The following is a 21,735-nucleotide window of genomic DNA, read 5'->3' as shown; positions in this document are numbered from 1 at the left end:
TACCGCCTGTTCCGCTGCCACTCGATCATGAATTGCACGGACGTGTGCCCGAAGGGTTTGAACCCGAACAAGGCCATCGGCAAGATCAAGGAATTGCTGGTACGCCGCGCGATCTAAACCGTCGTCCCCGCAAAGGCGCGGATCCATACTGACCCAGTTGGGACACTCAGTATGGGTTCCCGCCTGCGCGGTAACCACGGCTCCTATACTGCCTCTGCCTCGATCCTGCTCGCCGTCGCGGGCGATGTCGGCCGGATCGCTTCCGTCAGCTCGGTGAGCGCCGAGCCGCAGCCGAACACCAGTACGTCGCCCGGCTCGCAGCGCGCGAGGCCGGCGCGGATCGCCTCGTGCACGTCCAGCTCGACCTGCAGGTGATCCGTCTCGTACTTCCCGAGGCGCGCACCCTGCACGAGCAGCGCGGCCACCTCGCCGGCCGCGCGGCCCCGGTTCTCCGTCTCGTACACGACCAGCTCGTCGAAGCCGGCCGCGCACGTCTCGCCGATGGCGACGAGGTCTTCATCGCGGCGGTCGCCCGGCGCCGCGACGACGCCGACGAGGCGGCCCGGCGTCAGCGCGCGTGCCGTCTCCGCGAGCGCGGCATAGGCGGCCGTGTTGTGGGCGTAGTCGAAAATGACGGTCACACCGTCCACGTCGAACACGTTCGAGCGCAGCGGGTTGTGCTTCCAGTCGGAGACGAACGTGCGCAGGCCGGCCGCGATCTCGATATTGCCGAAGCCCGTCGCGCTGAGCGCGGCGGCGGCGGCCAGCGCGTTGGCGATGTTGTAGCGCGCCGCGCCTTTCATCGTGCAGGGCATCGTGCGCACGTCCAGCAGCGCCTCGTGGCGTGTGCCGTTCGCCAGCACGATCGTGTTGTCTTCCAGGTAGACGCCGCGACCGCCGTTCTCCAGGTGGCGCAGCAGGACAGGGTTGTCCGCGTCGAGCGAGAAGTACAGGATTTCCACGCCATGCGCGAGCTCGGACGACATCGCGACGCAATGGTCGTCTTCCGCGTTCAGCACGACGGCACGGCGCGCCCGCTCGGCGATCACGAACTTCACGCGCGCGAGTTCCTCGACCGTGTCGATGCCGTCGAGGCCCAGGTGGTCGGCCGACACGTTCAGCACGACGGCGACGTCGCAGCGGTCGAACGCGAGGCCGCGTTTCAGGATGCCGCCGCGCGCCGTCTCCAGCACGGCGAAGTCGACGTCGGGCGACGCGAGGACGGTGCGCGCCGAGCGGTACCCGGTGCAATCGCCTTTCACGATCCGTTCGCCGTCGATGTACACGCCTTCCGTCGTCGTCACGCCCGTGCGCAGGCCCGCGAGGCGCGTCACGTGCGCGATCAGGAGGCTGGTCGTCGTCTTGCCGTTCGTGCCCGTCACGGCGACGACGGGAATGCGGCCGTCGTCCTCGCCGAACAGCGCGTCGACGATGGCGGCGCCAGCGTCGCGCGGCGTGCCGCGGCTCGGGTACTGGTGCATGCGGATGCCCGGCGCCGCGTTGACTTCGATGATGCCGCCGTTCTGTTCGCGCAGCGGGCGGGCGATGTCCTGGCAGACGATGTCGATGCCTGCGACGTCCAGCCCGATCGTGCGCGCGGCGCGGATGCAGATGTCGCGGGTTTCTTCCGGCAGCAGGTCCGTCACGTCCTCCGCGGTGCCGCCGGTGGACAGGTTGGCGTTGCCGCGCAGGTCGACCACGCTGCCCTCCGCGGGGACCGAGTCCAGGTCATGGCCCTGGTTCGCCAGCACCTGCAGCGCGAGGTCGTCCAGCGGGATCTTCGTGAGGATGTTCGCATGGCCGTCGCCGCGCGCGGGGTTGCGGTTTTCGTTCTCGACCAGTTCGCGCACCGTCGACACGCCGTCCCCGGTCACGTGCGGCGGCCGGCGCCACGACGCGGCGGCCACCTTGCGGCCCGTGACGAGCACGCGATAGTCGCGGCCCTGCAGGAATTCCTCGACGATGACGTGGCGCCCGTATTTGCAGGCGAATTCGAACGCGCGCGCGATCTCGTCCTGGGTCGCGCAGTTGACCGTCACGCCCTTGCCCTGGTTCGCGTCCAGCGGCTTCACCGTCACCGGTCCCTTGATGCGGCGCGCCTCACGCAGCGCCTGTTCGAGCGTGGTGACCGTGGAACCCGCCGGCACGGGGACGCCGGCCTGGTCGAGCAGCGTCTTGGTCAGCTGCTTGTCGCTGGCGATGCCGACGGCCACGTGGTTGGTCGCGCCCGTGATCGTCGCCTGCAGGCGCTTCTGGCGGCTGCCCCAGCCCAGCTGGAACAGGTTCGCTTCCTCGATCAGGCGCAGGCTCGGGATGCCGCGCCGGTGCGCGGCCGCCAGAACAGCCGCGGTGCTCGTGCCGATGGCGTGGCGGTGTGCGGTGTCGCGCAGGTCGTCCAGCGCGGCGTCCAGGTCGAACGGCACATGGCCCGCGCATGCATCGATCAGCGCGGCCGCCGTGCGCAGCGCCTGGCCCGCGACCTGTTCCACCGTGTAGCCGCAGACGACGCGACCCTGTCCCGGCCTGGCGGGATCGGTCTTCGTCATGCCGAAGGTGCCAGGCGCGCCGGCAAGGCGCTGCAATTCCATCACCACGGGTTCGAGCGCTTCGTGCGCGGCCTGGCAGTCCGACAGGCGCGCCGCCGCTTCGGCCGGCATCGCCGGCAGGAGGGCCAACAGGCGCGCGCCGAGGCCGGCCGCGTTCTGCTGGCCGGCGAGTTCGATCACGGCCAGCAGGCAGGGCGTCGCCGCATACAGGCTCGGGCCGCGCAGGAAGCGTTGTTCTACGATGTTCATGAGATCGGATTCCGTTTCGTGATGTTTTCCAAGAACTCGAGCAGGGGCTGCGGGATGCGCGGTCCGTCGCCACGGCTTGCGTCGTCGTCGCTATTGCCGGGTAGTGCGTATTTGCTGCCGGCCGGCAGCAGGTGGAGGCGGACGTCGATCAGTTCCGGCGTCTCGTGATTGGCGATCTCCGCCACGTTCGTCGACATCGTCCGGCCGTCGACGATGGTGACGGCGCCTTGGCCGACCACTTCGATGCCGACGCCGCGCTCGACGACGAGGGCCGTGTCCTCGTCGATCCCGATCCCCTGCAAATACGGGTTCTGGGCGACGACGGACAACAGCCGCGACAGCCGCTGGCGTTCGGAGAAATGCTGGTCGATGACGACCTTGTGCAGGAAGCCGAGGCCCGCACCGAGGCTCACGGAACCCTTTTCGGCATGCAGTTCCGCGCGGCCCTGCGCGAGCATGTGGCCGGACATGGCGGATGCGCCGGCGCTCGTGCCGCCGATGCAGGCGCCGCGCAGCTTGAGCGCGGCGTGCATCGCGGTGTCCAGCGCCGTGCCGCCGATGATCGCGAGCAGGCGTTTCTGGTCGCCGCCCGTCATGAAGATGCCGTCGGCGTCGGCGACGTCGTGGATATGCCTGTCGTCGTTCGCGTCATGGCGGCTCTGCAGGTGCAGGTGCGAGTGGCGGGTGACGCCCAGGTCCGCGAACGCGCGGTCATACGTGTCCCACATGTTCACCGCGACGCTGCTCGCCGCCGTGATGACGACGATCTTCGCGCCCGGCCCGCCGGACAGCTCGACGAAGCGTTTCAGGATCGCCATGTCGTTCTGCTTGTCTTCGCCCCCGCCGATGATGACGAGGTGGCCATGGCTCTTGGCGACCTGATCCGCCTGTTCCGCCAGGGCGATGGCGTTCTTGTCCTGTGCGGTCATGGTTGGACGATCCTTGCGTGGGGCATGTCCTGGTTGCTGTGCGCAGCGGCTTCGGTGCGCGTCACGGCAATCAGGCCGACGGGCACCTTCGGATCGAACAGGTCGACGCCGCGCTGGAGGGCTTTTTCGAGCGGCATGCCGTCCTCGATCCAGCCGTACACCGTGCGCGCCAGCAGGTGGCGCACGATCTGTTCGCCGATGCCGGTGGCCGCGACGGCGCCCTCCGGGCCGGCGTAGAAGCCGCTGCCGATGATCGGCGTGTCGCCCACGCGGCCCAGCAGCGACGGCGCCGAGCCGCCCGTGGACAGCGCGACGGCGAAGTGGCCGTCCGGTCCGCGCACGACGGCGCCGACGGTGTCGCATGCGGCGTGTGCGGGCAGGTCGAGCGGTGTCTGGTAATTCCAGAAGCGCAGGAAGGCTTTCGCTTCTTCCGAGATCCCGGGCATCGCGGGCACGCTGCCCGCCAGTTCGCGCACGACTTTCTCGTGCGCTTGGCGCTGGTGGTCGGAGATGGTGGTGTGGGTCGGGTGGCCGATGGCGGCGGCGAAGCGGGCGGCGCCGTCGCCGGCCAGCAGCCAGTGCGGTGTCTCGGCGACGGCCCGCGCCAGCAGCACGGGGTTCCTGACGCCCTGCACGCAGGCGACGGCGCCGAGGCGGCCGCGCGTGTCCATGATGGAGGCGTCCATCTCGACGGTCGCGCCGTCCAGGCACAGGACCGATCCGCTGCCGGCATTGAAGCGGCCGTCGTCTTCCATCGATACGACCGCCGCGATGGCGGCCTCGAGCGCGTCGGCGCTGATGGCCAGTTCCTCGACGGCCCGCTGCGCCGCGCGCTCGCAGCCGTCGTCGTACGCGCGCGGGCTGCCGGCGCCGCCGTGCACGACGATTGCATATCCTTGCGTAACGCTCATGTTGTTCTTCTCTCCTGGGAAACTTGCGCAATGGGCGCACCAACGCGGTGCGGCAAAGCAGATACCGCATTATGCAAAACATAAAAAAATAGAAACATCGGTCGCGTTGCCGTGTGGTTGTCGGACGCGGCTTACACGGATCAGCTCGACGAGAAAGCCGTCCGAAGGAGTGGGAATGCGGATATCCCAGCTTGCTTCGTTTCAGCCAGGAACGTATTGACAACGTTGCGCTACCGCATCGCGGACACGCTGCGCAGCGCCTGGCGCAGTTCGCGCGCCACCTGGCGGCGCCGGGAATCGTCCACGAAGCGTCCAATCTCCACCTTGACGCCGCGCGATTCCAGCTGGATCAGCGTGCGGCGGCGTTCGTCCGGCACGACGACGCGGGTCCACAGGGGATCGAGCCGCACGAGTTCCCGGTGGTCGGCCTGGACGCAGGTGACGAGCAGGCCGGACTCGGACAGGGCGATGCGCTCGTGGTCCGTCGCGTGGCGCGCATAGACGAGGAGGGCGAGCCCCACGAGTGCCAGCTCGATCAGGGAAAACGCGAGGACGAACCAGATGCCGTGGAGGAGAAAGCCGAGCGCGACGGCGAGCGAGCCGAGACACAGGACGGCATACGCGCGCGCGACCTGGCGCGGGGACAGGGAGCAATTGCGCCGCAATGTCCATTCGCGCGTCATGGAGGCACTCCCGGGTTCACTTGACGAGCGGCGGCGTCTCGAACGTGTGGAAGGGCGCCGGGCTGGGGACGGTCCATTCGAGGCCTTCCGCGCCTTCCCACGGCTTCGGCGGTGCAGGCGCGCCGCCGCGGATGTTCGGAATCACGACCCGGAACAGCCAGTACACCTGCGACAGGCCGAACAGCAGGGCGCCGACGGACGTGATGGCATGGAAGTCCGTGAACTGGACGGGATAGTCGGCGTAGCGGCGCGGCATGCCCGCCAGCCCGAGGAAGTGCATCGGGAAAAAGGTCACGTTGACCCAGACGAGCGAATTCCAGAAGTGAAAACGCCCCCGTCGTTCGTCGATCATGTGTCCGGTCCATTTCGGCGCCCAGTCGTAATAACCGGCGTCCAGGACGATAGCTACCCCGCCGCCAGCACGGAAAGAAAATGAGGAAAGTGCGCGACCACGTAGTAAGTATCCTGCACCTGGACGTCGATCGGCGCCACGGAGAGGATGAGGCCCGTGAAGCCGCCGATCGTGAACACCCAGATGAAGCCGACGGCGAACAGCATCGGACTTTCGAAACTGAGCGACCCCTTCCACATCGTGGCGACCCAGTTGAACACCTTCACGCCCGTGGGGACGGCGACCAGCATCGTCGCATACATGAAGAACAGCTGGCCCGTGACGGGCATGCCGGTCGTGAACATGTGGTGCGCCCACACGATGAACGAGATGATGGCGATGGCGGCCGTCGCATAGACCATCGACGCATAGCCGAACAGGGCCTTGCGCGAAAATGCGGGAATGACCTGCGAGATGATGCCGAAGCCGGGCAGGATCATGATGTAGACCTCGGGGTGGCCGAAGAACCAGAAGATGTGCTGGTACATGACGGGGTCCCCGGCACCGGCCGCGTTGAAGAACGTGGTGCCGAAATGGCGGTCGGTGAGGATCATCGTGACGGCCGTCGCCAGCACCGGCATCACGGCGATCAGCAGGTAGGCGGTGATCAGCCACGTCCAGCAGAACATCGGCATCTTCATCAGCGACATGCCGGGCGCTCGCAGGTTCAGGATCGTCGTGATGATGTTGATGGCGCCCATGATGGACGACACGCCCATCATGTGCACGGCGAAGATCGTCATGTCCATCCCCGGGCCCATCTGGACCGACAGGGGCGGGTACATGGTCCACCCGGCCGCGTTGGCGCCGCCGGCGACGAAGAACGAGCCCACGAGCAGGCTCGCGGCGGGCGGCAGCAGCCAGAACGAGAAATTGTTCATGCGGGCGAACGCCATGTCGGCCGCGCCCACCTGCAGCGGCACCATCCAGTTCGCGAAGCCGACGAAGGCGGGCATGATGGCGCCGAAGATCATCACGAGGCCGTGCATGGTGACGAACTGGTTGTACAGCTCCGGCTGGAAGAATTGCAGGCCGGGCTGGAACAGTTCCAGCCGGATCAGCAGGGCCAGCACGCCGCCGACCATGAACATGGTGACGGAGAACCACAGGTACAGCGTGCCGATGTCCTTGTGGTTCGTCGCGAACAGCCAGCGCCGCCACCCGTGCGGGTGCGCGTGCGCGCCGGAATGGCCGCCGGGGGCGTAATCGGAACTGCCTGCCGTCGTCGTCATGTCTGCTCCGTTGGCGTCGTGTGCATGAGACAAGCCGGGCCGGCGTTGGTTCCGCGGCCGGAATCTGGTAACATCTCGCCCCTTTCATCGAGAGACTTCCATGGCCAACGCTTGCGGCGTCGATTTCGGCACGTCCAATTCCACCGTCGGCTGGGTGCGGCCCGGCCAACCCACGCTGCTGCCCCTCGAGGACGGCAAGCCGACCCTGCCGTCCGTCGTGTTCTTCAACGCGGACGACGAGCAGGTGCGCTATGGCCGCGCCGCCCTGGCCGACTACCTGGAGGGCTATGACGGGCGCCTGATGCGGTCGCTGAAGAGCCTGCTGGGCACCAGCCTGATGGATGGCCAGACGGAAGTCGCGGGGCGCGCGTTGCCGTTCCGTCAACTGCTGGGGCATTTCATCGGCGAGGTCAAGCGCCGCGCCGAGCGCGAGGCGGGCCGCGGTTTCGACCGCGCCGTGTTCGGCCGTCCCGTGTACTTCGTCGACGACGATCCGGAGGCGGACCGCCTCGCCGAGGACACGCTCGCCGACATCGCCCGTTCCGTGGGCTTTGCCGAGATCGGCTTCCAGTACGAACCGATCGCGGCCGCGTTCGACTACGAATCCCGCATCGAACGCGAGGAGCTGGTGCTGATCGCCGACATCGGCGGCGGCACGTCCGACTTCTCGCTCGTGCGCCTGGGGCCGGCGCGCGCGAACCGCCTGGACCGCCGCGACGACATCCTCGCCACCGGCGGCGTGCACATCGGCGGCACGGACTTCGACAAATACCTGAGCCTCGCGTCCGTCATGCCGCTGCTGGGTCATGGCAGCACGCTGCTGTCGGGCGCCTCGGTGCCGTCGAGCTATTATTTCAACCTGGCGACGTGGCACACGATCAACCAGGCCTATACGCGCAAGAGCGTCGCGCAGCTCGCGGACCTCGTGCGCGATGCGGCCGAGCCGGACAAGCTCAAGCGCCTGCAGCGCCTCATCGACGACCGCGCCGGCCACTGGCTCGCGATGCGCGTGGAAGAAGCGAAGATCGGCCTGTCGGACACGCCGGAAGTGGCGCTCGACCTCGACCGCCTCGAACCGCCCGAACTGCTGCGCATCCACCGCGACCTGTTCACGGGCGCGATCGCCGGCATGATCGACAGCGTCGGCGCGACCGTGCAGCGGCTGCTGGACGAAGCGGGCATCGGCCCCGAGCGCGTCGATACCGTGTTCTTCACGGGCGGCTCCAGCGGCGTGGCGAGCCTGCGCGAGCGGATCGCCGCCATCGTCCCGGACGCGCGCCGCGTCGAGGGCGACCTGTTCGGCAGCATCGGCGCCGGGCTGGCGATCGACGCCGCCCGCAAGTTTGGTTAACGCGATCTGGTTGAAGAAAGGAAGTACCGTGTTCGAACGTTCCATCGTCATGCTCGACTTCGAGACCACCGGCCTGTCGCCCGGCGCCGGCGACCGCATCACCGAGGTCGCGGCCCTGCGCATCGCGGACGGCCGGATCGTCGAGCGCTACGTCTCGCTGGTGAACTGCGGCGTGCGCGTGCCGTCGTTCATCACCCAGCTGACGGGCATCACGCAGGCGATGGTCGACGGCGCGCCGCCGGCCACCGAGGTCGTGCCCGCGCTCATCGACTTCATCGGCGACGACGTGCTGGCCGCGCACAATGCCAGCTTCGACGAGAAATTCCTCAAGGCCGAGGGCGCGCTGCTCGGACACGGTTGCCGGCATGCCGGGCTCGTGTGCTCGCTGAAGCTGTCGCGCCGCGTGTTCCCCGGCATGGCGAGCTACAAGCTGGGCCAGTTGTCGCGCGCGCTCGGCATCGTCTTCAAAGGCAACGCCCACCGGGCCGAGGCCGACGCCGAAGCGGCCGCCCAGCTGCTGCTGCATATCGGCCGCCATCTCGGCGACGCCTACGGGCTGGCGGGCGTCGATCCGGACCTGCTCGTCGCGCTGAACCGCGTGGCGGCGGCGAAGGTCGACGCGTTCATGGGTGTGTACGCGTCCGGGCGGCGCGCAACGGCCTGATCCGGCCTCTTATTTCCTGCACGCAGTAGGGCTTCGTCGCGTGGCACTGTCCCCGCCGGCCGAGCCGTCGCGCCGGCGTCGTTTTTGCCGTCGTCCATCCCCTCCACGTTGGCGCAAGTCAAATCCGTAATGCATCTCGTCATTACACTTTTGGCAATTCTTTGACCTCAACGCGAGTCCGTCAGGAGCTACCGCATGCACAGTCACGAGTCCCTCCCGCGCGCCGGCGCGCTCGCCTGGTTCGCCCGCGCCGCCGCGTGTGGCGATGCCTATGCGCAGTTCAACCTGGGCATGATGTACAAGGAAGGCGACGGTGCCCCGCAGGACGACGTCGCCGCCTGCCGGTGGCTGGAGCGGGCCGCGCGCCAGCGCCTCGCGTTCGCCCAGAACCACCTGGGCAGCATGTATTTCCTGGGGCGGGGCGTGGCGCAGTCCGACGACGAGGCGGCGTACTGGTTCGGCCTCGCCGCCGCCCAGGGCGACGCGTCGGCGCAGCAGAACCTGGGCGACCTGTACCGGGCCGGGCGGGGCGTCGTGCGCGATGCCGCCGAGGCGGTCGCCTGGTACTACAAGGCCGCCGAGCAGGACCTGCCCAGCGCCCAGCGGCTGCTCGGCACGTGCTACCGGGACGGCGAGGGCGTGGCGCGCAGCCTGCCGCTCGCGATGGCGTGGTTCCGCAAGGCCGCGCTGCTGGACGATGCCGAGGCCGCCGTCTGCCTCGGCCTGATGTACCGCGGCGGCGAGGGCGTGGCGCGCAGCGAGGCCGAGGCGCTGTACTGGTTCCGGCGCGCGGCCGCGCGCGGCCATGCGCCGGCGCAGCGCCTGCTGGGGCTCGCGTACCTGGTGGGGCATGGGTTGCCGTCCGACGCGCAGGGCGCGCGCGCCTGGCTCGAATGCGCCGCCGAGCAGGGCGACGCGGAAGCGCAGTTCAGCCTCGCCCAACTGCTGGGCGCGGCCGACGCGGAGGCGCTCGCGGGCGCGGGCGATGGGGCGCGCTGGAGCGGCCCCGCGCTGGCGTGGACGCTGGCCGCGGCCGAGCAGGGCCACGTGCTGGCCCAGGTGAACCTGGGCAACCGCTACGCGTTCGGGCGCGGCGTCGCGCGCGATCCGGAGCAGGCGCTGTACTGGTACCGGCGCGCGGCCGAGCAGGGCGCCGCGAAGGCCCAGTTCACGCTCGGCGTGATGTACGCGAACGGCCAGGGCGTGCGCCGTGACGAGGCGCTGGCGGCGGCGTGGTACCGGCGCGCCGCCGAGCAGGGCGATGCGAGCGCCCAGAACAATCTCGGCGTCATGTATGCGAACGGCCAGGGCGTGGCGCAGGACGACGCGCAGGCCGTGCACTGGTACCGGCTGGCCGCCGAACAGGGCCACGCACTGGCCCAGTACAACCTGGGCGGCATGTACAACAGCGGCCGCGGCGTCGCGCGCGATACCGTGCGCTCGTACATGTGGATGCTGCTGGCGGCCGACGCCGGCGACCCGGCCGCCGGCGCGAACAAGGCGATCGTCGCGCGCCGCCTGTCGGAGGAACAGATCGCGAGCGCGGACGACATGCGGCGCCAGTGGCAGAGTGCCCGGTCGTACGCGGGACCGGAGCGGCGTGCCGCGTGAGTCTCGTGGTGTTGTCGTCCTGACAGCTGAGTCGGGTTCTCGTGCTCAGCGGCATCCGCCGACAACCCATCGTCGCGCGGGCAAGCCGACGAGCAAGCAGATCGAGGAAGTGGCCGACCGTTGGTGCTTCCTGACGAAGGCGCTCGACGTGGAGGTGTCGCCCACCGCCGCGGGCGGCGCGGAGATATAAGCTTGCGTGATCCCCGCTGTCATCGCACGCAATATGACAGCGGGGGAGACATCACAAAAACATATCGCGGTGATCGGAAAACGAAATTGGATTGATATCTGCCGGCGGCGTACACTGGATACATCACTGAACGAAATGATGAATGGAGTTGCCATGAACGCCACGACCACGATCCCGACCTCGACCCGCCTGACCGCTGAGAGCAAGCTCGGCCGTCTGTTCCGCGCGTTCTGCCAGGAAGCCCGCCGCGCCATCGAAACCGTCGGCGCGTCGTATCGCCATACGCCGCCGCTGTAAGCGCGAGCCGCAGGTATTACGGGCGCCCAGGCGCCAGGAATGAACCCCGCCGTGTGCGGGGTTTTTTCATTTACCGGTGCACAACCACCAGCAAGGCCTTCGCCTCCGTCTTGCCGGCATTCCGGATGGCATGATTCTGGTCGGCCGGATAGCGCGCCGTCGCACCGTGCTTGATTTTTCGCTTCTCGGCCCCGACCTCCAATTCCACCGTCCCAGTTACCACGGTCAAATGCTCATTGGTACCAGGATCATGGGCCTGCGACGCCAGTTCGCCGCCCGGCTGCAACGTCAGTTCATACCATTCATACTTGCCGGCAAGGTCCATCGGTCCCAGGATGCGCAGCGAGTAGCCCGCGTGGCTGCCGGGCAAGGTGGGGATTTCGTGGGCGTCGACGACACGGATCAGGTCGACGGCGCGCACTTCGGACGACAGTAATTCGCCGATCTGCACGCCGAGCGCATTGGCCAGGCGCCACGTGATGGCGATGGTGGGGTTGGCCTTTTCGCGTTCGATCTGCGACAGCATCGATTTGGAGACGCCGGCGATGCGCGACAGGTCTTCCAGGGTCAGGCCGCGCGCGAGTCGCAGCCGTTGCAGGGTGGCGCCGACTTCCGGCGGAGCGCTGGTATTGTTGTTCATGGAGCTTGCTTGCCAAGTTCAATGGCTGGGAGTAATATTCAATATATTGAATTTCTGTTCGAAATATAGAACAAGTTCCATACATCGAACGAATCCACACTATACCATTCGCCAACCGACAAGGACGAGGAAACATGAGCGATCAAGCATTCTATAGCGGCCTCCAGCAGAAACTCGACACGCTCAAGACCGAAGGCCTGTTCAAGCCCGAACGCGTGCTCGCCTCGCGCCAGGGCGCCGAAGTGGTCGCCGACGATGGCCGCACGCTGATCAATATGTGCGCCAACAACTACCTCGGCCTGTCGGGCGACCCGGAGACGCAGAAGGCGGCCGAAGCGGCGCTGCAGCGATACGGCTACGGCCTGTCGTCCGTGCGTTTCATCTGCGGCACGCAGACGGTGCACAAGGAGCTCGAGAAGAAGCTGTCGGACTTCCTCGGCACGGAAGACACGATCCTGTACGCGGCCGCCTTCGACGCCAACGGCGGCGTGTTCGAGCCGCTGTTCGACGAGAACGACGCGATCATCTCGGATGCGCTGAACCACGCGTCGATCATCGACGGCGTCCGGCTGTGCAAGGCCGCGCGCTACCGCTATGCCAACAATGACATGGCCGACCTGGAACAGCAGCTGCAGGCCGCGACGGACGCGGGCAAGCGCCACAAGATCATCGTCACGGACGGCGTGTTCTCGATGGACGGCACGATTGCGCAACTCGACAGGATCGTGGCGCTGGCCGAACGATATGGCGCGCTGACGATGATCGACGAGTCGCACGCGTCCGGCTTCATGGGCAAGACGGGCCGCGGCACGCACGAGCACTGCGGCGTGATCGGCAAGATCGACATCATCACGGGCACCCTGGGCAAGGCGCTGGGCGGCGCGATGGGCGGTTTTACGTCCGGCCGCAAGGAAGTCATCGAGACCTTGCGCCAGAAATCGCGTCCGTACCTGTTCTCGAACACGCTGGCGCCGATGATCGCCGGCGCGTCGCTCGCGGTGCTGGACCGCATCGGCAAGTCGACCGAGCTGCGCGACCGCCTGCACGAGAACACCGCCTATTTCCGCCGCGAGATCGAACGAATCGGCTTCACCATCAAGCCGGGCACGCACCCGGTGGTGCCGGTGATGCTGTTCGACGCACCCGTCGCGCAGAAATTCGCCGCCCGCATGTTCGAACTGGGCGTGCTGCTGTCGGGCTTCTTCTACCCGGTGGTGCCGATGGGGCAGGCGCGCGTGCGCGTGCAGCTGTCGGCCGCGCATACCCGCGAACAGCTGGACAAGGTGCTGGGCGCCTTCGAGCAGGCCGGCCGCGAACTGGGCATCCTCAATGCCGCCTGACCGCGGCCGCTGGACCATCGATCGACCGGATGCGCCGCCCACGAAGCGAAGCGCCGGGAACCGGCTCACGAAGCCGCACAAAGAGCAAGGGAAACAAGCATGGAACGCATCCTCATCATCGGCGCCAACGGCCAGATCGGCAGTGAACTGGTGACCGCCCTCGCGCAGCAGCACGGCGCGGCCAACGTGATCGCGGCGGACATCGGCACGGACAATATCTACGGCGCCGCGCGCTACGTCCGCGTCGACGTGCTCGACCAGGACGCGGTGGCCCGCCTCATCGCCGACGACGACATCACCCAGGTGTACCAGCTGGCGGCGCTGCTGTCGGCCACGGGCGAAAAGGCGCCGTTGAAGGCGTGGACGCTGAACATGGACGGCCTGCTGAACATCCTCGAGATCGCGCGCGAACGCGGCGAAGCCGGCAAGCCGCTGAAGGTCTTCTGGCCGTCGTCGATCGCCGCGTTCGGCCCGAACACGCCGAGTGTATCCACGCCGCAGTACACGATCATGGACCCGACGTCGATCTACGGCATCAGCAAGCTGGCCGGCGAGCGCCTGTGCGAGTACTACCATGCGAAATATGGCGTGGACGTGCGCAGCATCCGCTACCCCGGCATCATCAGCTACAAGTCGCCCCCGGGCGGCGGCACGACGGACTACGCGATCGCGATCTTCCACGCGGCGCTGCGCGGCGAGACGTATGAATGCTTCCTCGGCCCGGAAACGACGCTGCCGATGATCTACATGCCGGACGCGATCCGCGCCACCATCGAGCTGATGGACGCGCCGGCGGAGCAGGTCGTCATCCGTTCCTCGTACAACGTGGCCGGCGTGTCGTTCAACCCGCGCGAACTGGCCGCCGCGATCCAGAAAAAACTGCCGGCGTTCCGTATCGCATACCAGCCGGACAGCCGCCAGCAGATCGCCGATTCCTGGCCGAAGAGCCTCGACGACAGCCGCGCGGCCGCGGACTGGGGCTGGAAGGCGCGCGTCAAGGTCGACGAGATGGTCGAGGACATGCTGGCCAATGTCGATGTCGGGATGAGCAAGGCGGCTTGAGTACACTATGCGCATGTGTGGATTCACCATAAGTGGACAACATATGCACCGTCATTCCCGCGAAGGCGGGAATCCGAGCTGAGCTGGCATTGCCGATTCAGCATGGATTCCCGCTTCCGCGGGAATGACGCTTTTTGAGGGCGGCGTCCACGAGACGTTTCAACAGCCCGCTACACAACAAGGAGACAGCTCATGGACATGAGCGTATTTGACCTGTTCAAGGTCGGCATCGGCCCTTCCAGCTCGCACACCGTCGGCCCGATGGTGGCCGCACGCCGCTTCCTCACCGAATGCGGGCCGCTGGATGACGCGGTCGGCGTCGAAGCCCATTTATACGGTTCGCTGGCGCTGACGGGCATTGGCCACGCCACCGACAAGGCCGTGATCCTCGGCCTGATGGGCGAGACGCCGCAGGACGTCGACCCGGACACCGTCGAGGACAAGCTCGCGGAAGCGGAACTGGACGGCGTGCTGAACCTGCTCGGCACCAAGACTGTGCCGTTCACCCGCGGCACGGGGCTCGTGTGGCACAAGCAATCCACGCTGCCGGATCATCCGAACGGCATGCGCTTCGTGCTGAAGCTGGCCGACGGCAGCGTCATCGAGCGCATTTATTACTCGGTCGGTGGCGGCTTCGTCACGGCCCCGGGCGAAACGCAGGCGGCGCGCGAGACGGTCGCGGTGCCGTTCCCGTTCTCGACGATGCGCGAGCTGCTGGCGCAGGGCGAGCGCGACGGCCTGACGATCCCGGCCATGCTGCGCGCGAACGAGTGCGCGCGCATGACGAACGACGCGCTGGATGCCGGCCTGGACCGCATCTGGGCAGTGATGCGCAGCTGCATCGAGCACGGCCTCGTCACGGAAGGGGAACTGCCGGGCGGGCTGAACGTCAAGCGCCGCGCGGCGAAGCTGTGGCGCCAGGAGCAGGCGGCGCACAACGCGACGAACCACCTGCCGCACGACGCCGTCAACCAGGTCAGCCTGTACGCGATGGCCGTCAACGAAGAGAACGCGGCTGGCGGCCGCGTGGTGACGGCGCCGACGAACGGCGCGGCCGGCATCGTCCCGGCCGTGTTGCGCTACTACGCCGAGGATTGCCGTCCGACCGATGCGCGCCGCGGCATCCACGACTTCCTGCTGACGGCGGCCGCGATCGGCATGCTGTGCAAGAAGAACGCGTCCATCTCCGGTGCGGAGATCGGTTGCCAGGGCGAGGTCGGCGTCGCGTGCGCGATGGCGGCGGCGGGGCTCGTCGCCGCGCTGGGCGGCACCAACGGCCAGATCGAAAACGCGGCCGAGATCGGCATCGAACACCATCTGGGCATGACCTGCGACCCGATCGGTGGCCTCGTCCAGATCCCGTGCATCGAACGCAACGGCATGGGCGCGATCAAGGCGATCACGGCGGCGTCGCTGGCGATGAAGGGCGACGGCACGCACTTCGTCACCCTGGACGAGGTCATCGAGACGATGCGCCAGACCGGATTCGACATGCAGGCGAAGTACAAGGAAACGTCGCTGGGCGGCCTGGCGATCCACGTGGTGACGGTGAATCACGCCGCGTGCTGATGCAAACGGTGGGCTTTCGCGCCGGCCGCATTGCAGTGCATCATTTTCCAACGAAATAACAAAACAATATTCGGTAAAAAGACAATATTGCTCGTCCGGACTATAATAAATATCCAACGCCAGCCAACCCCGATCTTTTCTATCGTATGCAATATGTGTCCACCCGCGCAACGAGCGCGTCCGCAGCACGTAATCCCCAACAATTTTCCGACATCCTGCTGGGCGGCCTGGCGCCGGACGGCGGGCTGTATCTGCCCGAACAGTATCCGCAGGTGACCGGCGCCGAGCTCGACGCCTGGCGCAAGCTGTCCTACGCGGAACTCGCGTACGAGATCCTGCGCAAGTTCGCGACCGATATTCCGGAGGCCGACCTGAAGGCCCTCACGGCGAAGACGTACACCCCCGAGGTCTACAGGAACGCCCGCGCCGACGAGTCCGCAAGCCAGATCACGCCGCTGCGCGTGCTGGAACAGTCGCCGGAACGCACCTTGATCCTGCAAGGCCTGTCGAACGGCCCGACCCTGGCCTTCAAGGACATGGCGATGCAGCTGCTGGGCAATCTGTTCGAATATGCGCTGGCGAAGAACGGCGACGAGCTGAACATCTTCGGCGCCACGTCCGGCGACACGGGCAGCGCGGCCGAATACGCGATGCGCGGCAAGCGCGGCATCCGCGTGTTCATGCTGTCGCCGCACAAGAAGATGAGCGCGTTCCAGACCGCGCAGATGTTCAGCCTGCAGGACCCGAACATCCACAATATCGCCGTCGAAGGCGTGTTCGACGATTGCCAGGACATGGTCAAGGCCGTGTCGAACGACCTCGAATTCAAGGTCCGCCAGAAGATCGGCACGGTGAATTCGATCAACTGGGCGCGCGTCGTGGCGCAGGTCGTGTACTACTTCCGCGGTTACCTGAGCGCGACGACGTCGAACGACCAGAAAGTGTCGTTCACCGTCCCGTCGGGTAACTTCGGCAATATCTGCGCCGGCCACATCGCGCGCATGATGGGCCTGCCGATCGCGAAGCTGGTCGTCGCGACGAACGAGAACAACGTGCTGGACGAATTCTTCCGCACGGGCGTGTACCGCGTGCGTAAATCGTCCGAAACGTACCACACGTCGAGCCCCTCGATGGACATCTCGAAGGCATCGAACTTCGAGCGCTTCGTGTACGACCTCGTCGGCCGCGACGCCGACCGCACGCACGCGCTGTTCCGCAAGGTCGACACGCACGGCGGCTTCGACCTGTCCGGCGCGCCGGGCAGCGACGGCGACGAATTCAAGCTGGTCGCGAACTATGGCTTCCAGTCGGGCTGCTCGACGCACGAAGACCGCCTCGCGACGATCCGCGACGTGTTCGACGACTACGGCATCACCATCGACACGCACACGGCCGACGGCATCAAGGTCGCGCGCGAACACGTCGAACCGGGCGTGCCGATGATCGTGCTGGAGACGGCGCTCGCCGCCAAGTTCAACGAGACGATCCTGGAAGCGCTGGGCACCGATGCCGCCCGTCCGGCCGGCTTCGAGGACATCGAAACGCTGCCGCAGCGCTTCGTCGTCATGCAGCCGAACGTCGCCGAGATGAAGCAATTCATCGCGGCGCATACGGGGCTCGCCAAGTGAACCAGCCTGCGCGCAAGCCCCTGATGCCGGTGCGCGAGGCGCTGGACTTCCTGCTGGCGGCGGCGCGTGCCGTCGACGGCGTCGAGGACGTCGACACGCTTGCCGCCAACGGCCGCGTGCTCGCCTGCGACCAGGTGTCGGGCTTGAACGTGCCGTCCGCGGACAACACGCAGATGGATGGCTATGCCGTGCGCGCGGCCGATTGCGCAAGCGGATCGGCCACGTTGCGCATCGCCCAGCGCATCCCGGCCGGCACCGTCGGCCAGCCGCTGGAACCGGGCACCGCCGCGCGCATCTTCACGGGCGCGCTGATTCCGGAGGGCGCGGATGCCGTCGTGATGCAGGAACAGTGCGAAGCGAACGGCGACCAGGTCACCATCAAGCACGTGCCGCAATCGGGCGAGTGGATCCGCCGCGCCGGCGAGGACATCGTCGCCGGTGCCGTGATCCTGCCGGCCGGTACGCGGCTGCGCAGCCAGGAGCTGGGACTGGCTGCCTCCGTCGGCCTCGCGCGCCTGCCCGTGCGCCGGCGCGTGCGCGTGGCCGTGTTCTTCACGGGCGACGAGCTGGCGATGCCGGGCGAGCCGCTGGCGCCGGGCGCCATCTACAACTCGAACCGTTTTACCTTGCGCGGCCTCCTCGAAAACCTCGGTTGCGAGATCAGCGACTACGGCATCGTGCCCGATTCGCTGCAGGCCACGCGCGACACCTTGCGTGCCGCGGCCGCAGAGCACGACCTGATCATCACGTCGGGCGGCGTCTCCGTCGGCGAGGAAGATCACATCAAGCCGGCCGTGGAAGCGGAAGGGCGCCTGAACATGTGGCAAATCGCCGTCAAGCCGGGCAAGCCGCTGGCGTTCGGCGAAGTGCATCGTGAAGGGGCGGGCTCCGCGTTCTTCCTGGGCCTCCCGGGCAATCCGGTGTCGAGCTTCATCACGTTCCTGCTGTTCGTGCGGCCGTTCCTGCTGCGCCTGCAGGGCGTCACGGGCGCCATGGCACCGAAGGCGATTCCGCTGCGCGCGGATTTCGACTGGACGAAGCCGGACCGCCGCAACGAATTCCTGCGTGCCCGCGTCAACGACGCCGGCGGGCTGGATCTGTTCCCGAACCAGGGCTCCGGCGTGCTGACGTCGACGGTATGGGCCGACGGCCTGATCGACAATCCGCCGGGCCAGGCGATCGCGAAGGGCGACATCGTGCGCTTCATTCCGTTCGCGTCGCTGCAGTACTGAGAGATGTCATGAAAATCAATCTGCGATTCTTTGCCAGCGTGCGTGAAGCGCTGGGCACGTCGGGCGAGTCGGTGGACCTGCCTGCGGACGTGGCGACCGTGGGCGCCGTGCGTGATTTCCTGATTGCGCGCGGCGGCGCGTGGGCCGACGCCCTCGCGCACGAGCGCGCGCTGCGCATGGCGTTCAACCATGTGATGTGCGAAGCGGGGACGCCGGTGCAGGAGGGCGGGGAAGTGGCGTTCTTCCCGCCAGTCACCGGTGGATAATGCACGTCGTTCCCGCGAAGGCGGGAATCCATTCACAGCTTCCGAAGCCGCAAACACGTATCACTGATACGGCTGTCGGGGGCTCAGTATGGGTCCCCGCGTTCGCGGGGACGACGGTGGATTAGACGATCGTCTTCTCCGCCAGCGCCAGCAGCTTCGCGCAATTCGCATTGCGCTCCCCATAGTCGCGCCACGCCGTCGCGCGTGCGAGCTCCTGCCATTTGCGCAGCGAGTCCTGGTTCAGGTCGACCGTGCGCCCGCCGGCACCCTGGAACAGCGCGGCCACGGCCGCATCGTCCTGCTGGGCCGATTTGCGCGCGAACGCTTCCAGGTCGGCACCTACCGCCAGCAGCACGGCCTGCTGGTCCTTCGGCAGGCGCTCGAAGGCGGCGCGCGACATCAGCAGCGGTTCCAGCATGAACCAGTAAGTGCCGCCGCGCGCGGTCGTCACGGATTTGCTCACTTCGTCGAGGCGGAATGAGATCAGCGACGACGACGACGTCATGGCCGCGTCGAGCTGGCCCTTTTCCATCGCGCCCTTGATGTCGTTCGACGGCAGCGTGACGACCGTGGCGCCGGCTTCCTTCAGGATCATGTCCATTTCCGGCGAGCCGCCGCGCACCTTCAGGCCGGCCGCGTCTTCCGGATCGACGATCGGCTTGCCGCGCGACGCCATGCCGCCGGCCTGCCAGATCCAGCTCAGCATGATCAGGCCCTTGTCGGCCAGCACGCGATTGAATTCCTTGCCGATCTCTTCGTTCTTCCACGCATAGCCCTGTTCGTACGAGGTGACGAGGCCGGGCATCAGGCCGATGTTCACTTCGGGCAGGTCGGCGCCGGCGTACGACAGCGGCACCAGCGAGATGTCCAGCGCGCCCTTGGCCAGGGCGGGGATCTGCGCATCGCTCTTCATCAGGGTGGAGCGGGGGTAGATCGAGAATTTGACTTTGCCTTTGGTCCGCCGCTCCGTCTCGGCCGCGAACATGCGGCACAGGCGGTCGCGGAAATCACCTTCGGCGACACTGCCGCCGGGGAATTGATGGGAAATCTTGAGGTTCGTGGGCTGGGCCCATGCAGCGTGCAACAAGAGCGGACTGGCCGCAATTCCAACCAGCATTGTCCTACGGGTGATAACCGACATACACATCCTCCAAGATGATATTGCGGACTACCGGACGAATCGTGGACGCCTCTTGACGACCGCCATGGGCGTACATCGTTCGAGCTTTTTACATTTTTTGTAGCCTATAAGAATAGGCTCAGCAGTGGCCTTGTCAAGAAAATATTGCGCTGAAAAACCATGCAGCGCAGCATAAACACAGGCTGCACAAGGGCGCCGTCAAGGGCGCAGTATCGCGCCGCAGAGTCGAGGAGGTTTGCGCTGGATCTGAAGTGCGGCGTGCTGCGGCGCCGCGAATGTGACATCCGTCGCCAGGCGGTCGGCGGCGTTTTTTGACAGATCATGCAGGGTGGGACATGCGCCCTGCATGACCGGGGGAGGATCAGCGTGCGGGGAACGGATACGTGGCCGGGCTCACGTTGCCGTCCTTGTCGACGGCCTGCACGCCGAACAACAGGTTGTCCTTGGACAGGTCGACGCGGTACGTCGTCACGTTGCCGACGAATTTCGATCCCTGCCACTGCGCTGCCGTCGTGTCGCGCCACACGATGCGGTAGCCGGCCAGGTCGGGCTCCGCGTTCGCCTTCCACACGAGGTCCGTGCCGTTGTCGAGGTTCGCCGTCTTCACCTTGACGTCCTGCGGCGCGGCCGGCGCCAGCGCCAGCGACGCGAGCGCCGCCGCGTTGACGCGCGCGACCTGGGCCACGTAGTCCGGATCGACGTATTCGACGAGGTCGCCGATCTTCTTGCCGTTTTCCGTGCGCAGGTCCTGGTGCTGGTGGTTGAAGTCCTCGTGCGGTTCCGTGAAGCGCACGGCCGCGTAGCCGGCGTCGAGGAACGGGCTGTGGTCGCCGCCGCGCAGGTAGCGGTCGCGCCGGTAGATGATGTTCACCTTGAAGTTCGGGACGTAGCGCTCGCCCGTTTCCTTCACGTGGCGCGCGAGCTGGCGCGTGATCGAGTCGTTCTCGCCGCCCGTCTGGAGCAGAGTGCGCAGCGCCGGCGTCGTCTCCTTCACGGGCGGGACGCCTTCCGCGAACAGGCGGACTTCCGCGTTATCCAGTTTGCCGTTCTCGTCGTGCGAGCTGCCGATGATGTCGTTGTTCAGCATGCCCGCGATGTTCATGCCGGCCGCTTTCGCCTTCGCCGCGTAGTCCCCGGAGCCGTACAGGCCTTGCTCTTCCGCCGCGACGGTCATGAACACGAGCGAGGCGTCGAACTTGTGGCGCGACATCACGCACGCCATCTCGATGACGGCCGCGGTGCCCGAGGCGTCGTCGTTGGCGCCAGGCGCGTCGGCCGTGGCATTCATCACGTCCGTCACGCGCGAATCGTAATGGCCGCTGACGACGTAGTAGCGGTCCTTCGACGCCGGCTGCGTGCCGGGCAGCGTGGCCACCACGTTGACGATCTCGGTCGGGCGCGTGATGCGGTTGGCGACGGGGTGGACGTGGCTCTGGAACTGCACGTCCAGCTTGCCGGCGCCGCAGCGTTCCAGCTCGGCCCTGATCCAGCGCCGGGCGGCGCCGATGCCGCGCGTGTCGGACGCCGTGTCGGACATCGTGTGGCGCGTGCCGAAGCTCACGAGTTTTTCGACGTAGGCGTGGATGCGCTGCGGCGAGATCTCGCGCACGATGGTGTCGACGTCGGCCTGGCGCGCGGGCAGCGTGGCGTCCGTGAGCGGCGCGGCGTGGGCGCCGGCGCCGAGCAGCAGCAGGATGGGGAGGGCGGTCTTGTGAACGGGATGCATGGGACTCCTTGGCCGGTTGGGCTTTTTGTATGGTGGGGCGACGTGCGGATGCGCGGGCGTCACCGCCATGCACTGTA

The 21,735-nt window shown here is 67.0% G+C and carries 17 protein-coding genes and 2 pseudogenes; 11 read left to right on the top strand and 8 right to left on the bottom strand.

Annotated elements, in window-relative coordinates; all coding sequences use genetic code 11:
• A pseudogene (gene sdhB, locus ASD28_RS31150) lies at nucleotides 1-117 on the top strand (succinate dehydrogenase iron-sulfur subunit); the annotation flags it as partial.
• Nucleotides 118-203: 86 nt separating this feature from the next.
• Here the strand turns inward: sdhB and cphA are convergent.
• The 5 genes and pseudogenes from cphA to ASD28_RS15335 form a co-directional block, all read right to left on the bottom strand.
• Entirely contained in the window at nucleotides 204-2,795 is a 2,592-nt protein-coding gene (cphA, locus tag ASD28_RS15355; RefSeq protein ID WP_056129515.1) for a cyanophycin synthetase, read from the bottom strand.
• Complete coding sequence (locus ASD28_RS15350; RefSeq protein ID WP_056129513.1) at nucleotides 2,792-3,724, bottom strand: cyanophycinase; 933 nt, start codon at nucleotides 3,722-3,724, stop codon at nucleotides 2,792-2,794. Before ASD28_RS15350 ends, cphA begins: the two co-directional genes overlap by 4 nt.
• Nucleotides 3,721-4,635 carry an isoaspartyl peptidase/L-asparaginase gene (locus ASD28_RS15345; protein ID WP_056129511.1) on the bottom strand — a complete coding sequence of 305 codons (915 nt, stop codon included), beginning with the start codon at nucleotides 4,633-4,635 and terminating at the stop codon, nucleotides 3,721-3,723. Before ASD28_RS15345 ends, ASD28_RS15350 begins: the two co-directional genes overlap by 4 nt.
• Nucleotides 4,636-4,865: 230 nt before the next feature.
• Nucleotides 4,866-5,318 carry a DUF2244 domain-containing protein gene (locus ASD28_RS15340; protein WP_056129504.1) on the bottom strand — a complete coding sequence of 151 codons (453 nt, stop codon included), beginning with the start codon at nucleotides 5,316-5,318 and terminating at the stop codon, nucleotides 4,866-4,868.
• A 16-nt stretch (nucleotides 5,319-5,334) separates the two neighbouring features.
• A pseudogene (locus ASD28_RS15335) lies at nucleotides 5,335-6,941 on the bottom strand (cytochrome c oxidase subunit 1).
• Nucleotides 6,942-7,041: 100 nt separating this feature from the next.
• Between ASD28_RS15335 and ASD28_RS15330 the strand changes: the two are divergent.
• The 4 genes from ASD28_RS15330 (at nucleotide 7,042) to ASD28_RS31850 (ending at nucleotide 11,054) form a co-directional block, all read left to right on the top strand.
• Nucleotides 7,042-8,292 carry an Hsp70 family protein gene (locus ASD28_RS15330; protein ID WP_056129502.1) on the top strand — a complete coding sequence of 417 codons (1,251 nt, stop codon included), beginning with the start codon at nucleotides 7,042-7,044 and terminating at the stop codon, nucleotides 8,290-8,292.
• Nucleotides 8,293-8,341: 49 nt separating this feature from the next.
• Complete coding sequence (locus tag ASD28_RS15325; RefSeq protein ID WP_200948841.1) at nucleotides 8,342-8,956, top strand: PolC-type DNA polymerase III; 615 nt, start codon at nucleotides 8,342-8,344, stop codon at nucleotides 8,954-8,956.
• 195 nt (nucleotides 8,957-9,151) lie between these two features.
• Nucleotides 9,152-10,567 carry a tetratricopeptide repeat protein gene (locus tag ASD28_RS32820; protein WP_056129498.1) on the top strand — a complete coding sequence of 472 codons (1,416 nt, stop codon included), beginning with the start codon at nucleotides 9,152-9,154 and terminating at the stop codon, nucleotides 10,565-10,567.
• Nucleotides 10,568-10,910: 343 nt separating this feature from the next.
• On the top strand, nucleotides 10,911-11,054 hold the full coding sequence (locus ASD28_RS31850) for a hypothetical protein (protein WP_156403778.1): 144 nt from the start codon (nucleotides 10,911-10,913) through the stop codon (nucleotides 11,052-11,054).
• A gap of 70 nt (nucleotides 11,055-11,124) precedes the next feature.
• Here ASD28_RS31850 and ASD28_RS15315 read toward each other — a convergent pair whose 3' ends face one another.
• Nucleotides 11,125-11,694 (bottom strand): helix-turn-helix domain-containing protein, encoded by a 570-nt coding sequence (locus ASD28_RS15315; protein WP_056129496.1) that lies wholly within the window; start codon nucleotides 11,692-11,694, stop codon nucleotides 11,125-11,127.
• Between the two features lie 134 nt (nucleotides 11,695-11,828).
• On the opposite strand from ASD28_RS15315, the gene kbl reads away from it, so the two are divergent.
• From kbl to moaD, 6 genes are all read left to right on the top strand, one after another.
• Complete coding sequence (gene kbl, locus ASD28_RS15310; RefSeq protein WP_056129493.1) at nucleotides 11,829-13,034, top strand: glycine C-acetyltransferase; 1,206 nt, start codon at nucleotides 11,829-11,831, stop codon at nucleotides 13,032-13,034.
• Between the two features lie 99 nt (nucleotides 13,035-13,133).
• Complete coding sequence (locus tag ASD28_RS15305; protein ID WP_056129489.1) at nucleotides 13,134-14,096, top strand: NAD-dependent epimerase/dehydratase family protein; 963 nt, start codon at nucleotides 13,134-13,136, stop codon at nucleotides 14,094-14,096.
• Between the two features lie 192 nt (nucleotides 14,097-14,288).
• A complete protein-coding gene (locus ASD28_RS15300) occupies nucleotides 14,289-15,665 on the top strand; it encodes an L-serine ammonia-lyase (RefSeq protein WP_056129487.1) in 1,377 nt (458 codons plus the stop codon).
• 146 nt (nucleotides 15,666-15,811) lie between these two features.
• Entirely contained in the window at nucleotides 15,812-17,293 is a 1,482-nt protein-coding gene (gene thrC / locus ASD28_RS15295) for a threonine synthase (protein ID WP_056129485.1), read from the top strand.
• 23 nt (nucleotides 17,294-17,316) lie between these two features.
• Nucleotides 17,317-18,525, top strand: coding sequence for a gephyrin-like molybdotransferase Glp (gene glp, locus ASD28_RS15290; protein WP_056129524.1), 1,209 nt, complete (start codon nucleotides 17,317-17,319; stop codon nucleotides 18,523-18,525).
• A gap of 8 nt (nucleotides 18,526-18,533) precedes the next feature.
• Nucleotides 18,534-18,791, top strand: coding sequence for a molybdopterin converting factor subunit 1 (gene moaD / locus ASD28_RS15285; protein ID WP_056129482.1), 258 nt, complete (start codon nucleotides 18,534-18,536; stop codon nucleotides 18,789-18,791).
• A 121-nt stretch (nucleotides 18,792-18,912) separates the two neighbouring features.
• On the opposite strand, the gene dctP is transcribed toward moaD, so the two are convergent.
• Nucleotides 18,913-19,932, bottom strand: coding sequence for a TRAP transporter substrate-binding protein DctP (dctP, locus tag ASD28_RS15280; protein ID WP_056129480.1), 1,020 nt, complete (start codon nucleotides 19,930-19,932; stop codon nucleotides 18,913-18,915).
• Between the two features lie 361 nt (nucleotides 19,933-20,293).
• A complete protein-coding gene (locus ASD28_RS15275) occupies nucleotides 20,294-21,658 on the bottom strand; it encodes a M28 family peptidase (protein ID WP_056129478.1) in 1,365 nt (454 codons plus the stop codon).
• Between the last annotated feature and the right edge of the window lie 77 nt (nucleotides 21,659-21,735).

The organism is Massilia sp. Root133 (assembly GCF_001426525.1).
Lineage (GTDB): Bacteria > Pseudomonadota > Gammaproteobacteria > Burkholderiales > Burkholderiaceae_D > Telluria > Telluria orientalis.
Note: the sequence above shows the minus strand (reverse complement) of the source record. Positions and strands in the feature narration are given on the sequence as shown.

Bases quoted from the DNA above. Each gene is read 5' to 3' on its own strand.
- ASD28_RS15330 (WP_056129502.1), top strand. From the start codon at position 7,042: ATGGCCAACGCTTGCGGCGTCGATTTCGGCACGTCCAATTCCACCGTC.
- ASD28_RS15325 (WP_200948841.1), top strand. From the start codon at position 8,342: ATGCTCGACTTCGAGACCACCGGCCTGTCGCCCGGCGCCGGCGACCGC.
- ASD28_RS15305 (WP_056129489.1), top strand. From the start codon at position 13,134: ATGGAACGCATCCTCATCATCGGCGCCAACGGCCAGATCGGCAGTGAA.
- ASD28_RS32820 (WP_056129498.1), top strand. From the start codon at position 9,152: ATGCACAGTCACGAGTCCCTCCCGCGCGCCGGCGCGCTCGCCTGGTTC.
- kbl (WP_056129493.1), top strand. From the start codon at position 11,829: ATGAGCGATCAAGCATTCTATAGCGGCCTCCAGCAGAAACTCGACACG.
- thrC (WP_056129485.1), top strand. From the start codon at position 15,812: ATGCAATATGTGTCCACCCGCGCAACGAGCGCGTCCGCAGCACGTAAT.
- moaD (WP_056129482.1), top strand. From the start codon at position 18,534: ATGAAAATCAATCTGCGATTCTTTGCCAGCGTGCGTGAAGCGCTGGGC.
- dctP (WP_056129480.1), bottom strand. From the start codon at position 19,932: ATGTCGGTTATCACCCGTAGGACAATGCTGGTTGGAATTGCGGCCAGT.
- ASD28_RS15340 (WP_056129504.1), bottom strand. From the start codon at position 5,318: ATGACGCGCGAATGGACATTGCGGCGCAATTGCTCCCTGTCCCCGCGC.
- cphA (WP_056129515.1), bottom strand. From the start codon at position 2,795: ATGAACATCGTAGAACAACGCTTCCTGCGCGGCCCGAGCCTGTATGCG.
- ASD28_RS15345 (WP_056129511.1), bottom strand. From the start codon at position 4,635: ATGAGCGTTACGCAAGGATATGCAATCGTCGTGCACGGCGGCGCCGGC.
- glp (WP_056129524.1), top strand. From the start codon at position 17,317: ATGCCGGTGCGCGAGGCGCTGGACTTCCTGCTGGCGGCGGCGCGTGCC.
- ASD28_RS15350 (WP_056129513.1), bottom strand. From the start codon at position 3,724: ATGACCGCACAGGACAAGAACGCCATCGCCCTGGCGGAACAGGCGGAT.
- ASD28_RS31850 (WP_156403778.1), top strand. From the start codon at position 10,911: ATGAACGCCACGACCACGATCCCGACCTCGACCCGCCTGACCGCTGAG.
- ASD28_RS15315 (WP_056129496.1), bottom strand. From the start codon at position 11,694: ATGAACAACAATACCAGCGCTCCGCCGGAAGTCGGCGCCACCCTGCAA.
- ASD28_RS15300 (WP_056129487.1), top strand. From the start codon at position 14,289: ATGGACATGAGCGTATTTGACCTGTTCAAGGTCGGCATCGGCCCTTCC.
- ASD28_RS15275 (WP_056129478.1), bottom strand. From the start codon at position 21,658: ATGCATCCCGTTCACAAGACCGCCCTCCCCATCCTGCTGCTGCTCGGC.